The organism is Sphingopyxis sp. 113P3 (genome assembly GCF_001278035.1).
Classification (GTDB): Bacteria; Pseudomonadota; Alphaproteobacteria; order Sphingomonadales; family Sphingomonadaceae; genus Sphingopyxis.
In genome coordinates, this window is sequence record NZ_CP009452.1 from 678,859 (window position 1) to 696,671 (window position 17,813).

General features: G+C 64.1%; 19 protein-coding genes. 8 read left to right on the forward strand and 11 right to left on the reverse strand.

What is annotated here, in order from left to right:
* Positions 1-49 precede the first annotated feature (49 nt).
* The 9 genes from ruvB to LH20_RS03205 all read right to left on the reverse strand — a co-directional run bounded on the left by ruvB (position 50) and on the right by LH20_RS03205 (position 4,960).
* Positions 50-1,084 (reverse strand): Holliday junction branch migration DNA helicase RuvB, encoded by a 1,035-nt coding sequence (gene ruvB, locus LH20_RS03165; RefSeq protein WP_053552967.1) that lies wholly within the window; start codon positions 1,082-1,084, stop codon positions 50-52.
* A 6-nt stretch (positions 1,085-1,090) separates the two neighbouring features.
* On the reverse strand, positions 1,091-1,510 hold the full coding sequence (locus LH20_RS03170) for a hypothetical protein (RefSeq protein ID WP_053552968.1): 420 nt from the start codon (positions 1,508-1,510) through the stop codon (positions 1,091-1,093).
* The gene (locus tag LH20_RS03175) at positions 1,503-1,913 is read right to left on the reverse strand and encodes a GFA family protein (RefSeq protein ID WP_053552969.1); all 411 of its coding nucleotides are present in this window, start codon (positions 1,911-1,913) and stop codon (positions 1,503-1,505) included. Before LH20_RS03175 ends, LH20_RS03170 begins: the two co-directional genes overlap by 8 nt.
* Positions 1,910-2,512, reverse strand: coding sequence for a Holliday junction branch migration protein RuvA (gene ruvA, locus LH20_RS03180; protein ID WP_053552970.1), 603 nt, complete (start codon positions 2,510-2,512; stop codon positions 1,910-1,912). The genes LH20_RS03175 and ruvA overlap by 4 nt, the downstream gene beginning before the upstream one ends.
* Before the next feature lie 68 nt (positions 2,513-2,580).
* The gene (gene ruvC, locus LH20_RS03185; RefSeq protein ID WP_053552971.1) at positions 2,581-3,054 is read right to left on the reverse strand and encodes a crossover junction endodeoxyribonuclease RuvC; all 474 of its coding nucleotides are present in this window, start codon (positions 3,052-3,054) and stop codon (positions 2,581-2,583) included.
* A gap of 96 nt (positions 3,055-3,150) precedes the next feature.
* The gene (locus LH20_RS03190; protein WP_053552972.1) at positions 3,151-3,897 is read right to left on the reverse strand and encodes a YebC/PmpR family DNA-binding transcriptional regulator; all 747 of its coding nucleotides are present in this window, start codon (positions 3,895-3,897) and stop codon (positions 3,151-3,153) included.
* An 87-nt stretch (positions 3,898-3,984) separates the two neighbouring features.
* The gene (locus LH20_RS03195; RefSeq protein ID WP_053556060.1) at positions 3,985-4,302 is read right to left on the reverse strand and encodes a heavy metal-binding domain-containing protein; all 318 of its coding nucleotides are present in this window, start codon (positions 4,300-4,302) and stop codon (positions 3,985-3,987) included.
* A 29-nt stretch (positions 4,303-4,331) separates the two neighbouring features.
* Positions 4,332-4,574: a DUF2312 domain-containing protein gene (locus tag LH20_RS03200; protein WP_053552973.1), complete on the reverse strand. Its 243-nt coding sequence runs from the start codon at positions 4,572-4,574 to the stop codon at positions 4,332-4,334.
* Between the two features lie 56 nt (positions 4,575-4,630).
* Positions 4,631-4,960: a DUF1244 domain-containing protein gene (locus LH20_RS03205; protein WP_053552974.1), complete on the reverse strand. Its 330-nt coding sequence runs from the start codon at positions 4,958-4,960 to the stop codon at positions 4,631-4,633.
* A gap of 111 nt (positions 4,961-5,071) precedes the next feature.
* Between LH20_RS03205 and pyk the strand changes: the two genes are divergently transcribed.
* The 8 genes from pyk (at position 5,072) to LH20_RS03245 (ending at position 15,324) form a co-directional block, all read left to right on the forward strand.
* Complete coding sequence (gene pyk / locus LH20_RS03210; protein ID WP_053552975.1) at positions 5,072-6,526, forward strand: pyruvate kinase; 1,455 nt, start codon at positions 5,072-5,074, stop codon at positions 6,524-6,526.
* A gap of 146 nt (positions 6,527-6,672) precedes the next feature.
* A complete protein-coding gene (locus tag LH20_RS03215) occupies positions 6,673-7,470 on the forward strand; it encodes a hypothetical protein (RefSeq protein ID WP_200905423.1) in 798 nt (265 codons plus the stop codon).
* Between the two features lie 44 nt (positions 7,471-7,514).
* On the forward strand, positions 7,515-7,877 hold the full coding sequence (locus tag LH20_RS03220; protein ID WP_053552976.1) for a hypothetical protein: 363 nt from the start codon (positions 7,515-7,517) through the stop codon (positions 7,875-7,877).
* Positions 7,878-8,187: 310 nt separating this feature from the next.
* A complete protein-coding gene (locus LH20_RS03225) occupies positions 8,188-8,961 on the forward strand; it encodes an arginyltransferase (protein WP_053552977.1) in 774 nt (257 codons plus the stop codon).
* Positions 8,962-9,162: 201 nt separating this feature from the next.
* Positions 9,163-11,601: an FAD-dependent oxidoreductase gene (locus LH20_RS03230; protein ID WP_053552978.1), complete on the forward strand. Its 2,439-nt coding sequence runs from the start codon at positions 9,163-9,165 to the stop codon at positions 11,599-11,601.
* Positions 11,601-12,482 carry a hypothetical protein gene (locus tag LH20_RS03235; RefSeq protein ID WP_053552979.1) on the forward strand — a complete coding sequence of 294 codons (882 nt, stop codon included), beginning with the start codon at positions 11,601-11,603 and terminating at the stop codon, positions 12,480-12,482. The genes LH20_RS03230 and LH20_RS03235 overlap by 1 nt, the downstream gene beginning before the upstream one ends.
* 10 nt (positions 12,483-12,492) lie before the next feature.
* The gene (locus LH20_RS03240; protein ID WP_053552980.1) at positions 12,493-14,433 is read left to right on the forward strand and encodes a cytochrome c3 family protein; all 1,941 of its coding nucleotides are present in this window, start codon (positions 12,493-12,495) and stop codon (positions 14,431-14,433) included.
* A gap of 42 nt (positions 14,434-14,475) precedes the next feature.
* Positions 14,476-15,324, forward strand: coding sequence for a phosphodiesterase (locus LH20_RS03245; protein ID WP_053552981.1), 849 nt, complete (start codon positions 14,476-14,478; stop codon positions 15,322-15,324).
* On the opposite strand, the gene LH20_RS03250 is transcribed toward LH20_RS03245, so the two are convergent.
* The gene (locus tag LH20_RS03250) at positions 15,321-16,265 is read right to left on the reverse strand and encodes a D-2-hydroxyacid dehydrogenase (RefSeq protein ID WP_053552982.1); all 945 of its coding nucleotides are present in this window, start codon (positions 16,263-16,265) and stop codon (positions 15,321-15,323) included. The two genes, LH20_RS03245 and LH20_RS03250, sit on opposite strands and share 4 nt — an antisense overlap.
* Before the next feature lie 101 nt (positions 16,266-16,366).
* Positions 16,367-17,812, reverse strand: a complete 1,446-nt coding sequence (gene cysS / locus LH20_RS03255) for a cysteine--tRNA ligase (protein WP_053552983.1) — start codon at positions 17,810-17,812, stop codon at positions 16,367-16,369.
* Position 17,813 lies beyond the last annotated feature (1 nt).

Below are 17,813 nucleotides of genomic sequence, written 5' to 3' on the forward strand. Positions count from 1 at the left end.
TTCGTCGCAGGTCCGCGGCATCTGGCGGAGGAAGCCCGAGTTTTCCGCCCTATTTCGCCTGGTCGAAGAGCCCGTCCTGCGTGCCGGCCGGAGGATTGAGCCCGAGATGCTTCCACGCGCTCGCGTTGAGCATCCGTCCGCGCGCGGTACGGGCGATGAGGCCGATCTGAAGCAGATAGGGCTCGATGACGTCCTCGATCGTGTCGCGCGGCTCCGAAAGCCCCGCGGCGAGCGTCTCGACGCCCACGGGACCGCCGCGATAAATGTCCGCGATCATGGTGAGATAGCGCCGATCCATCGCGTCGAGCCCCAGCGCGTCGACTTCGAGACGGTTGAGCGCGGCGTCGGCGGTCTTCGCATCGACGATGGGCGCGCCGGCGACGGTTGCAAAGTCGCGCACACGGCGCAGAAGCCGCCCGGCAATGCGCGGCGTTCCGCGCGATCGCTTGGCTATCTCGAGCGCACCGTCGGGCGCGATGGCGAGGCCCAGCAGGCGCGCCGCGCGGCTGATCACCTGTTCAAGCTCGGCGTGGGTATAGAAATTGAGCCGCACCGGAATACCGAACCGGTCGCGCAGCGGGGTGGTCAGCAGGCCTTGCCGCGTCGTCGCGCCCACGAGGGTGAAATTGGGAAGGTCGATGCGGACGCTGCGCGCCGACGGTCCCTCGCCGATCATGATATCGAGAGCGCGGTCCTCCATCGCCGGATAGAGGATTTCCTCGACCGCAGGGGCGAGGCGATGGATCTCGTCGATAAACAGGACGTCCCCGTCCTCAAGATTGGTGAGCAATGCCGCAAGGTCGCCCGCCTTGGCGATCACGGGTCCCGACGTGGACCGAAAGCCGACCCCGAGTTCACGCGCCACGATCTGCGCGAGCGTCGTCTTTCCAAGACCGGGCGGCCCGAAGAAGAGTACATGGTCAAGCGCATCCGATCGAACCTTCGCCGCCTCGATGAAGATGCGCAGATTCTCGCGCGCTGCCGCCTGCCCGACGAATTCGGCGAGCGATTTGGGCCGAAGTGCGGCGTCGGCATCCTCGGGCGTGCGCAAAGGGGAGGTGAGATCGGTCACGTTGTTGCTCATCCCCCGCTATGTCACTTTGCGCAAGTCGGCATGGCACTGCGAGCATCGTTCTTCGGGGTGAAAGCGCCGATCGCCTGCGCAGTAGCCTTCGGGGTTGGCACGGACGTTCCATTCGTCGAGATCCGGGCTGGTCAGGAGTGTCGGCTTGCCGCACGAGGGGCAGAGGCTGATCCGACGCGTCGCCGGGTGGACCCATGGCATGACCAGCTTGAGGAGCAAGGCTGCAACAAGGGCCGACCCAGCCGCTGACGGGAGGAAGGGAAGCCAATCTGCCATCCGGTCGCCAAATGCCCCCCACATTGCGAAGAGAGCGGCCGAGGCGATCGTCACAAACACCAGCCCTTCGAGTGCCAGCGCGACCCAGCCCAATGCATAGGGAGACAGAAATGCCGCGGGATATCCAGGATGATCCGGGCGCTCAGTCATAATGTTCTATTGCTTCGCCGGTGATCGAGACCCAAGGTTCCTTGCGCTCCTCAAAGACCGAATAATGGGGCACGAAACCGTGGCCGGGCTCGAAATTGCCGAGCGGGATTGCATAGGCGTCATGATAGGGCCGCGCCCGGTACCAGACGCCCGAGCCGCAGGTGCCGCAAAAAAAGAAGTCGGCAGTGTTGCCGCTTTCGCCGGTGAACTGCCACATTTTCGCCCGGTCTTCGCCTTCGATGCGGACCTGCTCCGCGGAAAAGCGCACCTGCGCGGCAAAGGCGCTGCCGCTGCGCGCCTTGCACTCGCGGCAATGGCACACCGAGACCCGGATCGGCTCGCCCGTACAGGTGATACGGATCTGGCCGCAGCGGCAAGCGGCGCGGCGAGCCATGTCCGTCATTTCGCAGCCTTCTTGAGCGCGACCCGCACCAGGGCGTCGAGCGTTGCTCCGGCGCCGAGCTCCTCATTTGCCGCCGCGACCGCTCCGCTGGCTTCAGTGGGTTTGAAACCCAGGCTGGTGAGCGCGGCCACTGCGTCGCCGAGCGGTCCTGAAGCCGGCGTCATCGCGGAACCGGTGCTTCCGGCGAGACCGCCCAAGGCTCCCGCCTTGTCTTTGAGCTCGTGCGTGATGCGCTGGGCAAGCTTTGGCCCGACGCCGTTGGCGCGCGCAATCATCGCGCTGTCACCGCCAGCAAGCGCGCGCTGAAGATCAGCGACCTCGAGCGCCGAAAGGATTGCGAGCGCGACCTTGGCGCCGACGCCCTGGACGCTGGTCAGCAGACGAAACCAGTCGCGCTCCTCGGCCCGTGCGAAGCCAAGGAGGCGAAGAAAATCCTCGCCGACGAGCATCTCGGTGTGAATGGTGACGTCGCCGCCGACGGGACCCAGCGCATCGAGGGTGCGCGCCGAAGCCTCGACCAGATAGCCAACGCCCCCGACGTCGATTACGGCATGGCCTGCGCCGCTGCTGTCGAGCCGTCCGGTGAGTTTCGCGATCATTTCACGGGCCTAACGCGGGGAGAACGAAAAGGGAATAAAATTCCCTTCGGCGCGCAGGGAATTGAACGTCAGGATCGCGGTCGGTGGTTGCCGTGACAGATCGCTACCGCCAGCGCGTCGGCCGCATCGGCGCCTGCGACCGTGGCGCCCGGCAGCAGAACGCGCAGCATCGCCTGCACCTGCTCCTTTGCAGCGCCGCCCGTGCCGACGATCGCTTTCTTGACGAGGCGCGGGGCATATTCGACGACGGGAAGGCCGGCCCGCGCGCAGGCGAGCAGCGCGACGCCGCGGGCGTGCGCGAGCTTCAGAGTCGACTGCGGATTGTCGTTGACGAAGATTTCCTCGACCGCCGCGCACATCGGACCATGGTCGGCGATCACGGCTGCGAGCACCGTGTCGAGATGTGCAAGACGCTCGGGCAGGGCGGCCTTGGCATCGGTTTTGACCTGGCCGTTGGCGACATGGCTGATCCGGCTGCCCTCGATGCGGATCACGCCCCATCCGGTGCACGATAGCGAGGGATCGAGGCCGAGAATGATCATGCAGCCATGGGCGCATGGCGCGGCGCACGGGTAGGCCGAAGGCGTGTGCGGTCAGCGGCCAAGGCAGCGCCGCGCGATGCGACCGAATTTCGGCTGTCAGCCAAGTTTTTCCATCACGGCATCGGGAATGTCGTAATTGCCCCACACGGTCTGCACATCGTCGTCGTCGTCGAGCGTGTCGATAAGCTTGAAGAGCGTCTGTGCGGTTGCCTCGTCGGTGACCTCGCTCTTCAGCGTCGGCCGCCAGGCGAGTTTCACACCCTCGGCCTCGCCCAGCTTCGCTTCGAGCGCCTTGGCGACCTCGTGCAGATTTTCAACGCTCGTCCAGATTTCGTGGCCGTCTTCGGACGATTCAACATCGTCGGCGCCAGCATCGAGCGCGGCTTCAAACACCGTGTCGGGGTCGCCCGCACTCACCGGATAGGTGATCTGGCCGAGCCGGTCGAAGCCATGGCTGACGCTGCCGGTAGTGCCGAGATTACCGCCATTCTTCGCAAAGGCCGTGCGGACGTTCGTCGCGGTCCGATTGCGGTTGTCGGTGAGGGCTTCGACGATCAGCGATACGCCGCCTGGGCCGTAACCTTCGTAGCGGATCTCCTCGTAATTCTCGCCTTCACTCCCCGACGCCTTGTCGATCGCTCGCTGGATATTGTCCTTGGGCATCGACTGCGCCTTGGCGGCGTTTACCGCGGCGCGCAGACGAGCATTGGCGTCAGGGTCGGGCAGACCCATTTTTGCCGCGACCGTGATTTCGCGCGCGAGCTTCGAGAAGAGGGCGCTGCGCTTCTTGTCCTGTGCGCCCTTGCGGTACATGATGTTCTTGAATTTGCTATGGCCGGCCACGGCCTACCTCCATCGATGTGGAAAAATTTGGCGCCGCCCTAGCGTGCGCGGCTTTTCGAGACAACCGCTGCGTTGCGGGGGCGGCGTCTACAGGACAACCGCCGTCCCGCTCGCCGAGACCATCAGCATCGACCCATTCTGGCCGAGAACCTCATAGTCGATGTCGACGCCGATCACGGCGTTGCCGCCGAGCTTCGCCGCCTCGGCCTCCATCTCGCTGAGGGCCTCCTTGCGCGCGCGGGCAAGAACGTCCTCATATTTGCCCGAACGGCCGCCGACGATATCGGTGATGCTTGCAAAAAGGTCGCGAAAGATGTTCGCGCCGACAATCACCTCGCCGGTGACGATGCCCAGATATTCGCGGACCGGACGGCCCTCGACGGTGGGTGTCGTGGTGCTGAACATCATGTCGTCTCCCTGCTTGCGGTTTAGTCTCAGTCGATGCCGAGCGCCGACTTGTACACGTCGAGGATCGCCTCCATCTCCTTGCGGTCGTGAACCGGCATTTTCCGCAGACGGACGATCTGGCGCATGATCTTGGGATCATAACCCTGCGACTTGGCTTCGTTATAGACGTCGCGGATATCGTCGGCGATGCCCTTTTTCTCTTCTTCCAGCCGCTCGATGCGCTCGATGAAAAGGCGCAGTTGTTCGTCGGCAGTGGTGGCTTCGCTCATATTGGACTCCGCTGGGGTTGGATTTCTCGGCGCAAGAGAATCGCGCCGGCGCCCAACTAGCGAGGTCCGGGATTCTTGGCCATGCTTTCTTCCATCCGCGCGAGCTGCTCCGCGGTTGCAGGGACGTGATAGCGCGCTTTCCATTCGGCGGTCGGCATGCCGTGAATGATCGTCCGCCCGGCCTCCTTGTTCATGCCACCCGCCTCGGCGATCCAGTCGCCAAGGCAGTTGCGGCAGAAGCCGGCAAGACTCATGAGCTCGATGTTGGCCGCATCGTGGCGATGACGCAGCAGCCTCACCAGCCGGCGAAAGGCGGTGGCCGCAACCGCGTCATCGAGATCGTCGAGTGCATCGGGAGCAAGGGGTTGGTCTTCGCTGCAGGACATCGGACGTTTCTCTCCTTTACGGGTTGAATAGCTATACGGCGGTTGCCATGACACGATCAACGCGCCATGCCCCGCAGGGACCGTAACGGCAAGAAGACAGGCGGAGCAATCGTGGTCCACAGTTTCACCCCCCGCCAGCGCAAGGTGCGCATCCTGGCGACCCTTGGTCCTGCGAGCGCTAATCCCGACATGATTTCGGCGCTTCACCGGGCAGGCGCCGACGCTTTTCGCGTCAACATGAGCCACGGCGATCATGACGGCCACGCCAAGGTGATCGCCGCGATCCGCGCGCTCGAAAAGGAAACCGGCCGACCGACGACAATCCTGGTCGACCTGCAAGGACCGAAGCTGCGGGTCGGCACCTTTCGGCAGGGCCCCGCCGAACTGACGAAGGGCCAGAGCTTCGTCCTGGATGCGGACAAGGCGCCGGGCGACGCAGCGCGCGTCCACCTGCCGCATCCGGAGCTTTTTGCGGCGCTTGAACCGGGGACGCGGCTCCTCGTCGACGATGGCAAACTGGTGCTGCGCGTGCAAAGCGTGACCCCGGACCGGATCGAGACGCTTGTCGAGGTGGGCGGGCGGATCTCGGACCGAAAGGGGGTCAACGTCCCCGACGTGGTGGTGCCGCTCGCCGCACTGACCGAAAAGGATCGCAGGGACCTCGCCTTCGCGCTCGACCAGCATGTCGACTGGATCGCGCTTTCTTTCGTTCAGCGCCCCGAGGATGTCGCCGAGGCGCGGCGGCTGATCGGCGGCAAGGCGGCGTTGCTTGTGAAGTTCGAGAAGCCTTCGGGCGTGCAACGGCTTGAGGAGATACTGGAGCTTGCCGACGCCGCCATGGTCGCGCGCGGTGACCTTGGCGTTGAACTTCCGCCCGAGGCGGTTCCGCCGCTCCAGAAGCGTATCGTCGCGGCCGCCCGCCGGATGGGCAAGCCGGTCGTCGTCGCCACGCAAATGCTCGAATCGATGATCGTCTCACCGACTCCGACGCGCGCCGAGGTCTCGGACGTCGCGACTGCCGTGTATGACGGCGCCGATGCGATCATGCTCTCGGCCGAGACCGCGGCAGGGGCCTGGCCGGTCGAGGCGGTGACGATGATGGATTCGATTGCCCGGTCGGTGGAAGGCGACCCGGACTATTACCGCCGTCTCCATTTCACCGAGACCTTCCCCGACGCGACCACCGCCGACGCGCTGGCCGAGGCGGCGGGGAGCATCATCGGGACGATCGGTGCCGATGCCATCATCTGCTTCACCGCATCGGGCTCGACCGCCCGGCGCGTCGCGCGCGAGCGGCCAGGAGCGCCGCTGCTGGTGCTCACGCCGAAACGCGAGGCGGCGCGGCGAATGGGGCTGCTCTGGGGTGCACATGCGGTTCCCACCAAGGACATCGGAAGCTTCGAGGAAATGATCGCCAAAGGCAAACGCATGGCTTTGCGACACGGCATCGGGAAATCGGGCTCGAAGCTGGTCATGATGGCCGGTGTTCCCTTCGGGACGCCGGGATCGACCAACGTGCTGCATGTCGCGACGCTGACCGGCGATGAATTGAGAGGCTATGGATGATCGAGTGCCCAGATAGGCAATAGGGCGCGGCGGCTCCATGAGGACATATGCTGCGCGCCGCCCGAAACTCCTGTCTAGGATTCGTAAGGTCGATACGGTAATGCGCTGGTCCCCGCAGCGGTGAGTAAAGGGTACCGGTTTTTAAAATGTTGAAGAACTTGTTTTCGAAGGGTGCGCTCGCCGCGGAGGCTGAACCCCAGCCAAGTTCGGAGGACGCTGCTCGAGGCGAATCGCGCGCCTATACTGTCGGCTGGCTGCTCAATGTCGAAGGCGCGAGCGTCATTTGGGACACCCCGCGGCCGGTACGGGTCGAGTCCCAAAGCAAGGATCCCCGGTCGGTCGGTAAATGTCCCTCGGTGCTGGATTTCGACCGCCGGCACTTCGTCATCAACTGTCCCATCGACGTTCATTTGCGGCTGAACCTGACGGCCGGCGGGATGGAGATAACCAACGTTCTCGCCGACAAAAGTCCGATCCGGGCCGAGGCGCTGCAGCGCTGGATCGTATTTCAGCCGCGACACGAATGGCGCGATCCGCAGCGGCCGGTGCTCCAGATGCTGACGTCTTATGTCTTCGTTTCGGACGATCCGGTTTACGTCAATCAATATCCCCCCATCTTCCACCATACGCCCGACCGCCCCGGCATTCAGATCAACGGCCGCTTTCCGATCGATGTCTGGCCGAGACCGTTGCAATGGGCGTTCGAGTGGCACGACACGACCAGGGATCTGATCCTGCGGCGCGGGGAGCCGCTGTTTTGCGTCCGCTTCGACGGCCCCGATCCCGCGGCACCGACGCGGCTCATTGAGGCCAAGAAGACCCCCGAGCTTGAAAGCTATATGGCGTCGATCACGGGCGTGACCGAAATCGTCGGGCAGACCTATTCGCTGTTCAAGACGGCCCGTGAGCGCCGGCCGGCGCGGCTTCTCTATCCAAAGGACTGAGGCATTGCGCGCGCCGCTGCTTGCTGCATGAAAAGGAATTCGCGTTGAAATTTGTCGAGGTTGTCGAATGGTCTGCGAAGGATGGCGCGCTGCACTTCGCTTTGAAGGGAGACGACGAGGCGCTGCACCGAATTGAGGTCGGTCTTGAATGTGCTCCGGTTCTCGCGAGCGCGCTGGTCGCTGAACTTGAGAAGTTCGACGGGCAGGACCGCGAAGCGCAGTTGATCCGCCCCGTTGGGATGCAGACGGGAAAAACCGAGCAGAATGAGCCCATGCTGTTCATGCGGCTTCAGGGCGGAGCCGAGCTTCCGCTCGTTTTCAAGCGCGAAAGCCTCGACGTCCTCATCTCGGAGCTTCAGAAGCTTAAGTCGCTCATCGAACCGGGCGGTCAGATTCTCTGGCGTTAGGTCGCGATTTCAAAGGTTCGGACAAGGCGCCCAAGCGGGCAACCCACCCGCGCACTTGCCCGCGGATGCCGGGGCGGGGCCGCCGGCTTCCTTTATCCCTCGTTTCGCTGAAGACGGGGATCCAATTGATTCAGATCGGCACAAAGTTACCGCGCGATTCAGAAAAATTCTGCCTCTGATTCAGTTCGGGACGGACAAAAATGGTAAATGATGTTTGCACCATTGACGGCGCGCGGCATATTCGGTGCATGTCACATGTCGGGACCCGCGTGGGAGGGCTCGCATAACCAAGTCCGGAGGCCTGTCTCGCGTGTCTGCGCCGTTTCGTTTTCCGCGCTTCTTCGTCACCAGCCCCGCGCCTTGTCCTTATCTGGCGGGCAAGACGGAGCGCAAGGTGTTCACCGAGCTCGGGGGGCATAATGCGAGCGAGCTCAACGATGCCCTTGGCCGCATCGGCTTTCGCCGCAGCCAGTCGGTCGCCTACCGACCGAGCTGCACCGACTGCGCAGCCTGCGTATCGGTGCGTGTTTGCGCAATGGATTTCACACCGAGCCAGTCGCAGAAGCGGAACCTGCGACGCAACGGCGATCTCGTCGCCACCGCCTGCAAGCCTTGGGCGACCGACGAGCAATATAGCCTTCTTCATGCCTATCTCCAGTCGCGCCACCCGAACGGCGGCATGGCCGACATGGACGAGCAGGATTTCGCCGATATGGTCGAGCAGACGCCTGTCGACACCTATATGATCGAATATCGCGAGCCGACGCCCGACGGCAGCCGCGGACGCCTCGTCGGCTGTTGCCTGACCGACCGCCAGGGCGACGGATTGTCGATGATCTACAGCTTCTTCGACACGGCGCACCCGCTGCGCGAGGGGCTTGGCACCTATGTCATTCTCGACCATGTGCAGCGGGCCGCGGGTGCGGGGCTGCCCTATGTCTATCTCGGCTACTGGATCGAGGGTTCGGCACGCATGGCCTACAAGGCGCGTTTCCGCCCCCTGGAGAAGCTCGGTCCCGACGGCTGGTCGCGCTTCGAACCGGTGGCTTCGGACCGGACCGCTGCGATTTTCGAACTCGCCTGATGGCGGACCGGAGTTTCTTCGTCACCGGTTGACCTCGGCCCGCTTTCAAGGGCATAGCTTCACTCCCAGAACATAAGTTCGGGTCGCATCCGTTAAAGATCGCCGGGGGCTGGCGATGGGGGGTTGGATGCCCATAGGCGCATTGGTCTGTGTCCGCGACAAACGACTGCCTCAGGCGGTCCGCTTGGGCGCAGGCGCCTTATGAGCGACCCGGTCCGGGTAGCGATCATCGGGTCGGGTCCCGCCGGCCTCAGTGCGGCTGCGCGCGCCGCGCAGCTCGGTCTCAGCCATGTGCTGCTCGAAAAGACCGACCATCTTTCCGATACGATCTTCAAATATCAGAAGGGCAAGCACGTCATGGCGACGCCCAATCGCCTCGACCTGCGTTCCGACTGCCGTTTCGACGAAGGCGCGCGCGAGGCGATCCTTTCCATCTGGGACGAGGACGCCGCGGCGAACAAGGTGAATGTCCTCTATCACGCCGAGGTCGTCGAAGTGACGGGCGAGAAGGGGGCGTTCCAGATCAAGACGGCAAAGGGCGACGTGCTCGCCGCCGAAACGATCGTGCTGGCGATCGGCACGCAGGGCAATCCGAACCGTCTGCGCTGTCCGGGCAATGATCTGCCGCATATCATCTACCAGGTCGACGATCCGGAGGATTTCAAGGACCGGCATATCACGGTTGTCGGATCGGGCGACGCGGGCATTGAGAATGCGCTGGGGGTCGCCGAGGAAGCCCTTGAGAATCGCGTGACGATCCTCAACCGCTCGAAGGATTTTGCGCGCGCCAAGGCCAAGAATGTTTCCGATCTGATGGAAGCCGGCGAGAATGGCGCGATCAGCATCCGCACCGAAACCCAGCCCAAGCTGGTCGAGGAGGGCTGGTTGACGCTCGAAACCCCGACCGGCGACGAGAAGATCCAGTGCGACCTCATCGTCGCGCGCCTGGGGTCGGTCGCGCCGCGCGCCTTTGTCGAATCGATGGGGATCGAATTCACCGGCCCCGACCGCGAGGCCTTTCCCAAGCTATCGCCCACTTTCGAAACAACAGTTCCCGGCATCTATGTCATTGGCGCGCTCGCGGGCTATCCGTTGATCAAGCACTGCATGAACCAGGGCTATGACGTCGTCGAGTTCATCAATGGCAACACCGCCCTCACGCCGGCCGACGAAAAAGATCTGGCCGCAATCTTCGCCGACTTGCCCGAGCGGAAATCGGTCAGCGAGTGGCTCGAATTTCTGCGCACGCGGGTGCGCATCTTCGCCGAGGTCTCGCCGCTCCAGATGCGCGAGTTCATGCTCGATTCCAAAGTGGCCTTCTATCCCAAGGACGAGGTCGTATTTGAAAAGGACGAGCCGGGATCCTCGCTGTTCGCCATCGCCGAGGGTCACGCGCTCGTCGAGGTGGCCCCCGGGGTGACCGTGCCGATCGAACAGGGTTCGATTTTTGGCGAGGTGGGCCTGATTTCGGGGCGTAAGCGCGGTGCGACCATCCGCGCCGGTGAGGACAGCATTTTCGTCGAGGTATCGCGCACTGCTGCACTCAAGCTGATGGGCGCGGTGCCCGGGGCCAGGCGCGTGATCGAGCGCATCTCGCTAGAGCGCCAGCTTCTCCAGATCTTCAAGGGCGGTCTGACTGCCGAAGATCTGGCGCCCGTCGTCGACGGCGCCGAAGTGATCCGCGTCCCTGCGGGCAAGGCGATGCTGGAAGAGGGCGACGAGGGGGACGACGTCTTTGTCATCCGCTCAGGGTCGATGGTGGTCGAGAAAAATATCGGCGGCAAACCGATCTTCCTGCGCTACCTGCCCGCCGGCAGCTATTTCGGCGAGATGGCGGTGCTGAGCGGTGCACCCCGCAACGCGACGGTGAAAGCTGCAGTCGGCAGCGAGGTGATCAAGCTGACCGGTGCGGGCTTCAAGGCGATGCTGGCGGCGCGGCCGCAGGTGCGCGAGGCAACAGAGAAGGCCGTCGCCGAACGAGCCGCCATGAACAGCTTCATCGAATCGCGCAAGGCGACCTATTCGAGCGCGGTCGACCTTTACTCGGACACCGCGAGTTTCATCATGAAGGAGGGTCTCGGCGAGGCAACCGACGCGTTGCTGATCGACGAGAATCTCTGTGTCGGCTGCGACAATTGCGAAAAGGCCTGCGCTGACAGCCACGAAGGCTTGTCGCGGCTCGACCGCGAGGCGGGCAAGACCTTCGCCCACCTTCATGTGCCGACGAGTTGCCGCCACTGCGAACACCCGCACTGCATGGCCGACTGTCCTCCCAACGTTATCCACCGCGGCCCCGATGGCGAGGTGTTCATGGAGGAGGGATGCATCGGCTGCGGCAATTGCATGCGCAATTGTCCCTATGGCGTGATCCGCATGGAGGCAGCGCCCCCGCCGAAACCGGGGCTCTTGAGCTGGCTGCTTCTCGGGCGCGGCCCCGGCCCTGGTGAACCGTCGCCCAAATGGACCAAGGCGAACATGCCCGAGGGCAAGAAGCCGAAGAAGATCGCGGTCAAATGCGACATGTGCAAGGGACTCTCCGGGGGCCCCGCGTGCGTGCGGGCGTGCCCAACGGGCGCTGCAATCCGCGTGTCGCCCGAAGAATTTCTCTCGATCGCGCGGCTGGAAGAGGACGCTGGCTGATGGCGACGCTATTTCGCCGGCGCCGCGCAGCGGCGACCCAGACCGAACGCGTACGCGAGCGGCGGCACGAGGGCTTTTTGCGCCATGCCAATTTTCGCTGGGCCAAGATTTCGGGCGGACTGTGTCTGCTCGTCATCATTTCCTATGCGCTGATCGATGTCAGCCCCCGGCCGAATGGCGGCAGCTGGTACGGCTACACCCTCGGCACAATCGGCGCGCTGCTGATTCTCTGGCTCACGGCGCTTGGCTATCGCAAGCGCCGGATGACGAGCGATTTCTGGTCGCTGAAGGCGTGGACTTCCGCGCATGTCTATCTCGGGCTCAGCCTCATTGTCATCGGAACCTGGCACACCGGTTTCCAGCTCGGCTGGAACGTCCACACGCTTGCCTGGGCGTTGATGATGCTCGTCATCCTGTCGGGGCTCTATGGCGTCGCCGTCTATGCGCTGCTGCCGCAGGCGCTCTCCAATAACCGCGAGCAGATGACGCAAATGCAGATGCTGGAGGCGATCCGCGCGTTCGACCGCCAGCTCCACGCTGCCGCGCAGCCCCTCCCGCCCGGCGAGGCTGCGCCCGTCCTCGCCTCGCTCGAACAGGACCCTTTTGCCGGCGGGATCCGGGCCCGGCTGACGGGCCGTTACCCCAACCGCGCGACTGCCGCAGCGCGCGCAGCGCTGGCCGAGGCTGTCGGAGGCGATGCGGAAGCGCGGGCGAAGGTTGTCGCGCTGCTGACGCAGAAGGAGGCAGCGCTGGCGCGGCTTCGCGAGCACCTGCGCCTTCGCGCGCTGCTCGAAATCTGGCTCTACGTCCATGTGCCGCTCACCTTCGCGCTGATCGCGGCGCTGTCGGCGCACATCATCAGCGTATTCTTCTATTGGTGAGGCGCGGACGATGAGCTTCATCCTACGTCGCATCTCGACGACCAAGACGGGCAAGCAGATTATTCGCGATGCGGCGCTGCCCGGCGACACGATCTCGCTCGGACGCGACAGCGGCAATGCGATCCATGTCGCCGATCTTGCCGTCAATCCGCATCATGCAATGATCGCGAGCGCGGACGGGCGGACCGTTCGCGTCACGGCGCTCGAGGGACTTGGCTTCGACCTCAACGGACGGACGCTCGACACCGCGGATATCGACAGCGCTGCCGGGGCCGAACTGCGTTTCGGCGGGCACCGGCTCACCATCACGCGCGAGGGCGAGGATATCATCCTCCTCGTCGAGAGGATCGACGAACTGTCGCATTCCTCAAAGGACGTCGACGAGGCCCGGGCCTTCTCGCTTGCGGGCACGATGCCGGGCAAGCGCGTGGGCGCATGGGCCTTTGCCATATTGGTGCTCCTTGCCTTTCTGGTCGGACCGATTTGGGCGTGGCACAGCTACAGGGGCGTCGACGAGCGGCCTCAGGGCTATCACGCTGACCAGGCCTGGTTGTCGGGACCGCTGTCGAGCGCGCACGCAAATCTGAAGAAAGATTGCCAGGCCTGCCACGTCGAGCCCTTCGTCGCGGTCACCGACAAGGCGTGCATCGGCTGTCACACGGGCGAACACAAGGCGATGAGTGCCAGCCACGCCGGGGCGCCGACCGCGATGCTGCTCGCCGCGCGGGCGCCGCCGGGGCTGGGCGGGAAGCTTCTCGAAGGCTTCGCAAACGCCTTCAACAAGCCGCAAGGGCGCTGCGTCGGCTGTCATACCGAACATGAGGGCGCGGGACCGATGGCTGCGACGCCGCAGGCATTCTGCGCCGATTGCCATACGGGCATGGCGGCGCGGCTCGCACAAAGAGGGTTCAAGGCCGGTGTCGCCGACGCTTCGGATTTCGGCACCGATCACCCTGATTTTCGCCCGGTCGTCCGGGCTACCCCTGGCGCAAGTCCGGTGCGCGCCGCGGCGGGGACGCGGGTGCTCGATCATGACGGCCTCAAGTTTCCCCACGACCTCCATCTTCAGACGGGGGGCGGCGTTGCGCGCATGGCAGCAAGCTTTCGGGGCCAATTCGGGTTCGGGCAGAAGCTCGAATGCGAAAACTGCCACCGCCCCGAAGCCGACGGTGTGCGTATCGCGCCGGTGAAGATGGAGCGCGACTGCGCGATGTGCCACAGCCTGGCGTTCGAGACCGTTGGCGGCGTGACCCGCACCCTCCGCCACGGCGAGCCCGATCAGGTGGTCGCGGATCTTTACGCCTATTACCGCTCGACCCCGCCGACGCGGCCGCTTCAGCTCGGCGGCATGGCGCGGCGACGCCCCGGGCAATATGCCGAGGGACAGATCTACAATATATATTTCCGCGAGACGGCGCTGAGACCCAGCCGGGCGCAGGATGCGGTGCGCGCGGTCTTCTCGAAAGGCGGCGCCTGCTATGACTGCCACACCATTTTCGCGCCGCAGGCGGGGAATAACTGGCGGGTGATGGCGGTGCACCAGACGCCGCGCTTCCTCGAGAAGGGCTGGTTCGATCATGCCGCGCACAAGGAAACCCAATGCGCCGACTGCCACACGAGCGCAACGGGGTCGAAAGAGGCGAGCGACCTTCTCGTGCCCGGGCTTGCGCAGTGCCGTACCTGCCATGTCGGTGGCAGCGGCGCGCGGCTCGCCAGCGCGAAGGTCGAGACCGCGACCAACTCGCCCTGCGCCATGTGTCACGAATATCATGGCGACGGCGACAAGCCGTGGGCACCGGCGCGGCAGCGCCGCAAGAATGTGACCGCCATCACAGATGGGCCGCCGCGCGGCGTATACGCTGTGCGCGAGATCACAGGGTTGGAACGGCGAGACCTTTACGATGCGACATGGCGCGCCCCGGTATCGAGTCCGGGACGAGGGGGTGGATAATCATCGAGTGGCCGGCACGCCGGCACGGAGCAGGGGACGGAGATGCTGATCGCCCAGATCACCGATATCCATATCGGTTTCGATCCGGACAATCCGGCCGAATATAACCGCAAGCGCCTCGACGAGGTGCTCGACGTGTTGATGGAAGGGCCGAACCGTCCCGACCTGCTGCTCGCCACCGGCGATATCACCGACCGCGGAGATCCTGCGAGCTACCGCCGGCTCGCGACCGCCTTTTCGCGCTGCCCCTTTCCGGTGTGGCCGAGCGTCGGCAATCACGATCTACGCGATAATTTTCGCGATCATTTTCCCGGTTTTGACGACGGGAATGGATTTATCCAGTACAGCGTCGAACTTCCCGAATTGCGGCTGGTGACGATCGACACGCTCGAGGAGGGGCGCCACGGCGGCGCCTTCTGCGACACGCGCGCGGCGTGGCTCGATGCGGAGCTTGCAAAAAATGCGGACAAGCCGAGCTACATCGTGATGCATCACCCCCCGGTCGAATGCGGCATCGAATGGATGAATACCCACAGCGACGAACCCTGGGTTCATCGCTTTACCGCGGTGGTGCGGCGGCACCCGCAAGTGCGCGGACTGATCTGCGGCCACCTTCATCGCAGCGTCACCGTTGCGTGGGAAGGTCGCACCGTTGCCATCTGCTCGTCGATTGCGCCGCAAGTATCGCTCGACCTCCGACCGATCGATGAGGACCACCCCGACGAGCGCCCCATGATTGTTGCGGAAGATCCCGCCTACGCGCTTCATCACTGGAACGGCCGCGAGCTCGTCAGCTTCTATGACCATGCCGGCGCGCACACCATGCTCGCCAAATATGACGAGCGGTTGCAGCCGCTGGTGCGCGAACTGAAGGCGGAACGACCCGCCTAATAGCCCAGCGTCAGGTCGACCTGCGGGGTGACGGGTTCGCCGCGTTGCCAGCGATCGAGATTGTCGAGAAAGCGCTGCGCAGAACGGGCGAACATCTTGTCCTGCGCGCGGCCCGACAGGTGCATGGTGATATGCGCATTGTCGAGGCTCCAGAGCGGATCGTCGGGGGGAAGGGGCTCGGGCGTTGTCACGTCGAGGAAGGCGGAGGCAATCTGCTGCTCGTTGAGCGCGGTGACGAGCGCGTCCTGATCGACCACGCTGCCGCGTGCGATATTGATAAGCGTCGCGCTCGGCTTCATCGCCGCGAGCTCGGCTGCGCCGACCATGCCTTCTGTTTCCGCCGTCGCGGGCACTGCGAGGATCACCCAGTCGAATTCGCCGAGCCGCGCACGCCACTGGTCGGGCGAAAGGCTGTTCGCGCCCGGTGATCGGCGCACGACCGTGACATCGACGGCAAAGCCTTTCAGCCGCTCCTCCACGAGCCTGCCGATCGCGCCATAGCCGAGGAGCAGGGCTTTCGAGCCGTATAGCTCGACCTTGCCGGGCGAATCCGTGAGCCACTCGCGCCGGTCCTGGGCGCGCACGACGTCGCGATAGCCCTTGGCGACTGTCAGCATTCCCATCACGACATATTCGGCAATGGTGATCGCGTTGATGCCGGCGCCGTTGGTAACGACGACTCCGCGCTCTTTGAGCAGAGCGAGCGGCATGCCGTCGACCCCCGCATAGATCGAATTGAGCCATTTGAGCCGCGTCGCGGCGGTAATGGCAGCCGCCATATCCTTCTTGTCGTACATGTCGAACCAGCCGATTTCGGCTCCGGGAGCCAGCTCCATCGCCTCTTGCTTGCTCATGAAGAAGCGGGGCTCGATCCAGTCGGGGAGCTGGTTCTCGACTAGTGGGCGGATCATCCCTGAAAGGACGGTGACGGTTTTGCTCATAAATTCTCCCTCCCGCGCACAGCAAGGCCGAACGAGCCTATCCCTGCGTCGCGGGCGAGTCCTTCATGCCGACCCCGGATTCGTCCTGCAAGCGCGGGGGGTTAATTTTCCAGCCGCCAGTCCCAGCCCAGGGGGTCGCCGTCCATCACCTCGACTCCGGCGGCGACAAGCTCATCGCGCAGGGCGTCGGAGGCTTCGAAATCCTTCGCGGCGCGTGCCTCCTTGCGTCGCATGAGGGCAGCCTCGATTTCGGTCTCGGTGATCGCCGCGACCTTGGGGCGGATGCGCAGATCAGCGCGCGAGAGCGCCAGGATGTCGAGGCCAAGCACGCTATCCATCGCCTCAAGCACCGCGCGCTTCTGCCCGGCGTCGATTTTCTTCAATGCCGCCGCCTCCTCGATCAAAGTCAGCGCGACCGGCGTATTGAGATCGTCTGACATCGCCGCATCAAAGCGCGCGAGCAGGTCGGCGAGACGGCGGTCGGTCACCGGCGCTGTTTCGGCCTCGCGCGCATTTGCCGCCGCCATCACCAGACGCCTCAGCCGCGTCAGTGCCGCGCTGAGCCCCTCCCATGAGAATTCCAGTTCGCTGCGATAATGCGCCTGCAGGCACATCAGGCGGTAAGCGAGGGGGTGGTAGCCCTTGTCGATCAGCAGCTGAACGCGGAGAAATTCGCCGCTCGACTTCGACATCTTGCCGCTTCGGTCAACGAGGAAATTATTGTGCATCCACAGGCGCGCGCCGCTGTCGTTCGAGCAGCTGTGTGCCTGGTTCTGCGCTATCTCGTTGGGGTGATGGATCTCGCGGTGGTCAATGCCGCCGGTATGGATGTCGAAGGGAAAGCCGAGCAGTGCCTCCGACATGACCGAGCATTCGAGGTGCCAGCCTGGTGCGCCGCGGCCCCAGGGCGAATCCCACTCCATCTGACGCTTTTCGCCTGGTGGGGTCTTGCGCCAGATCGCAAAGTCCGCGGGGTGGCGTTTGCCATCGACAGGATCGATGCGGCTTTCGCCCTCATCGGTGCTGTGGCGCGCGAGGCGGCCATAGCCCGCGACGGTCGTCGTATCGAAATAAAGTCCGCTCTCAAGCTCGTAGCAATGCTTGTCCGCGATCGCCTTGGCGAACTCGATCATTGCGGGGACATAGTCGGTTGCGATCGACCAATGGGCAGGCTGGCGGATATTGAGCGCCTTCACGTCAGCCCAATAGGCTTCGGTATAGTGACGCGCGATGTCCCAGATCGACTGGGCCCGCTCGGCTGCCGCCTTTTCAAGCTTGTCCTCGCCTGCGTCGGCATCGTCGGTGAGATGGCCGACGTCGGTTATGTTGATGACGTGGGTGAGCTTGTAGCCCTTGAATGAAAGCGTGCGCCCCAGCGTATCCGCAAAGACATAGGCCCGCATGTTTCCAATGTGCGGATAATTGTAGACCGTCGGCCCGCATGAATAGACCCGCGCCTCGCCTGCATGGACGGGCTCAAAGTCTTCCAGTTGGCGCGTGAGGCTGTTGTACAGCCGCAGCGGCGCGGGGGGAGGGGTCTTGGTCATC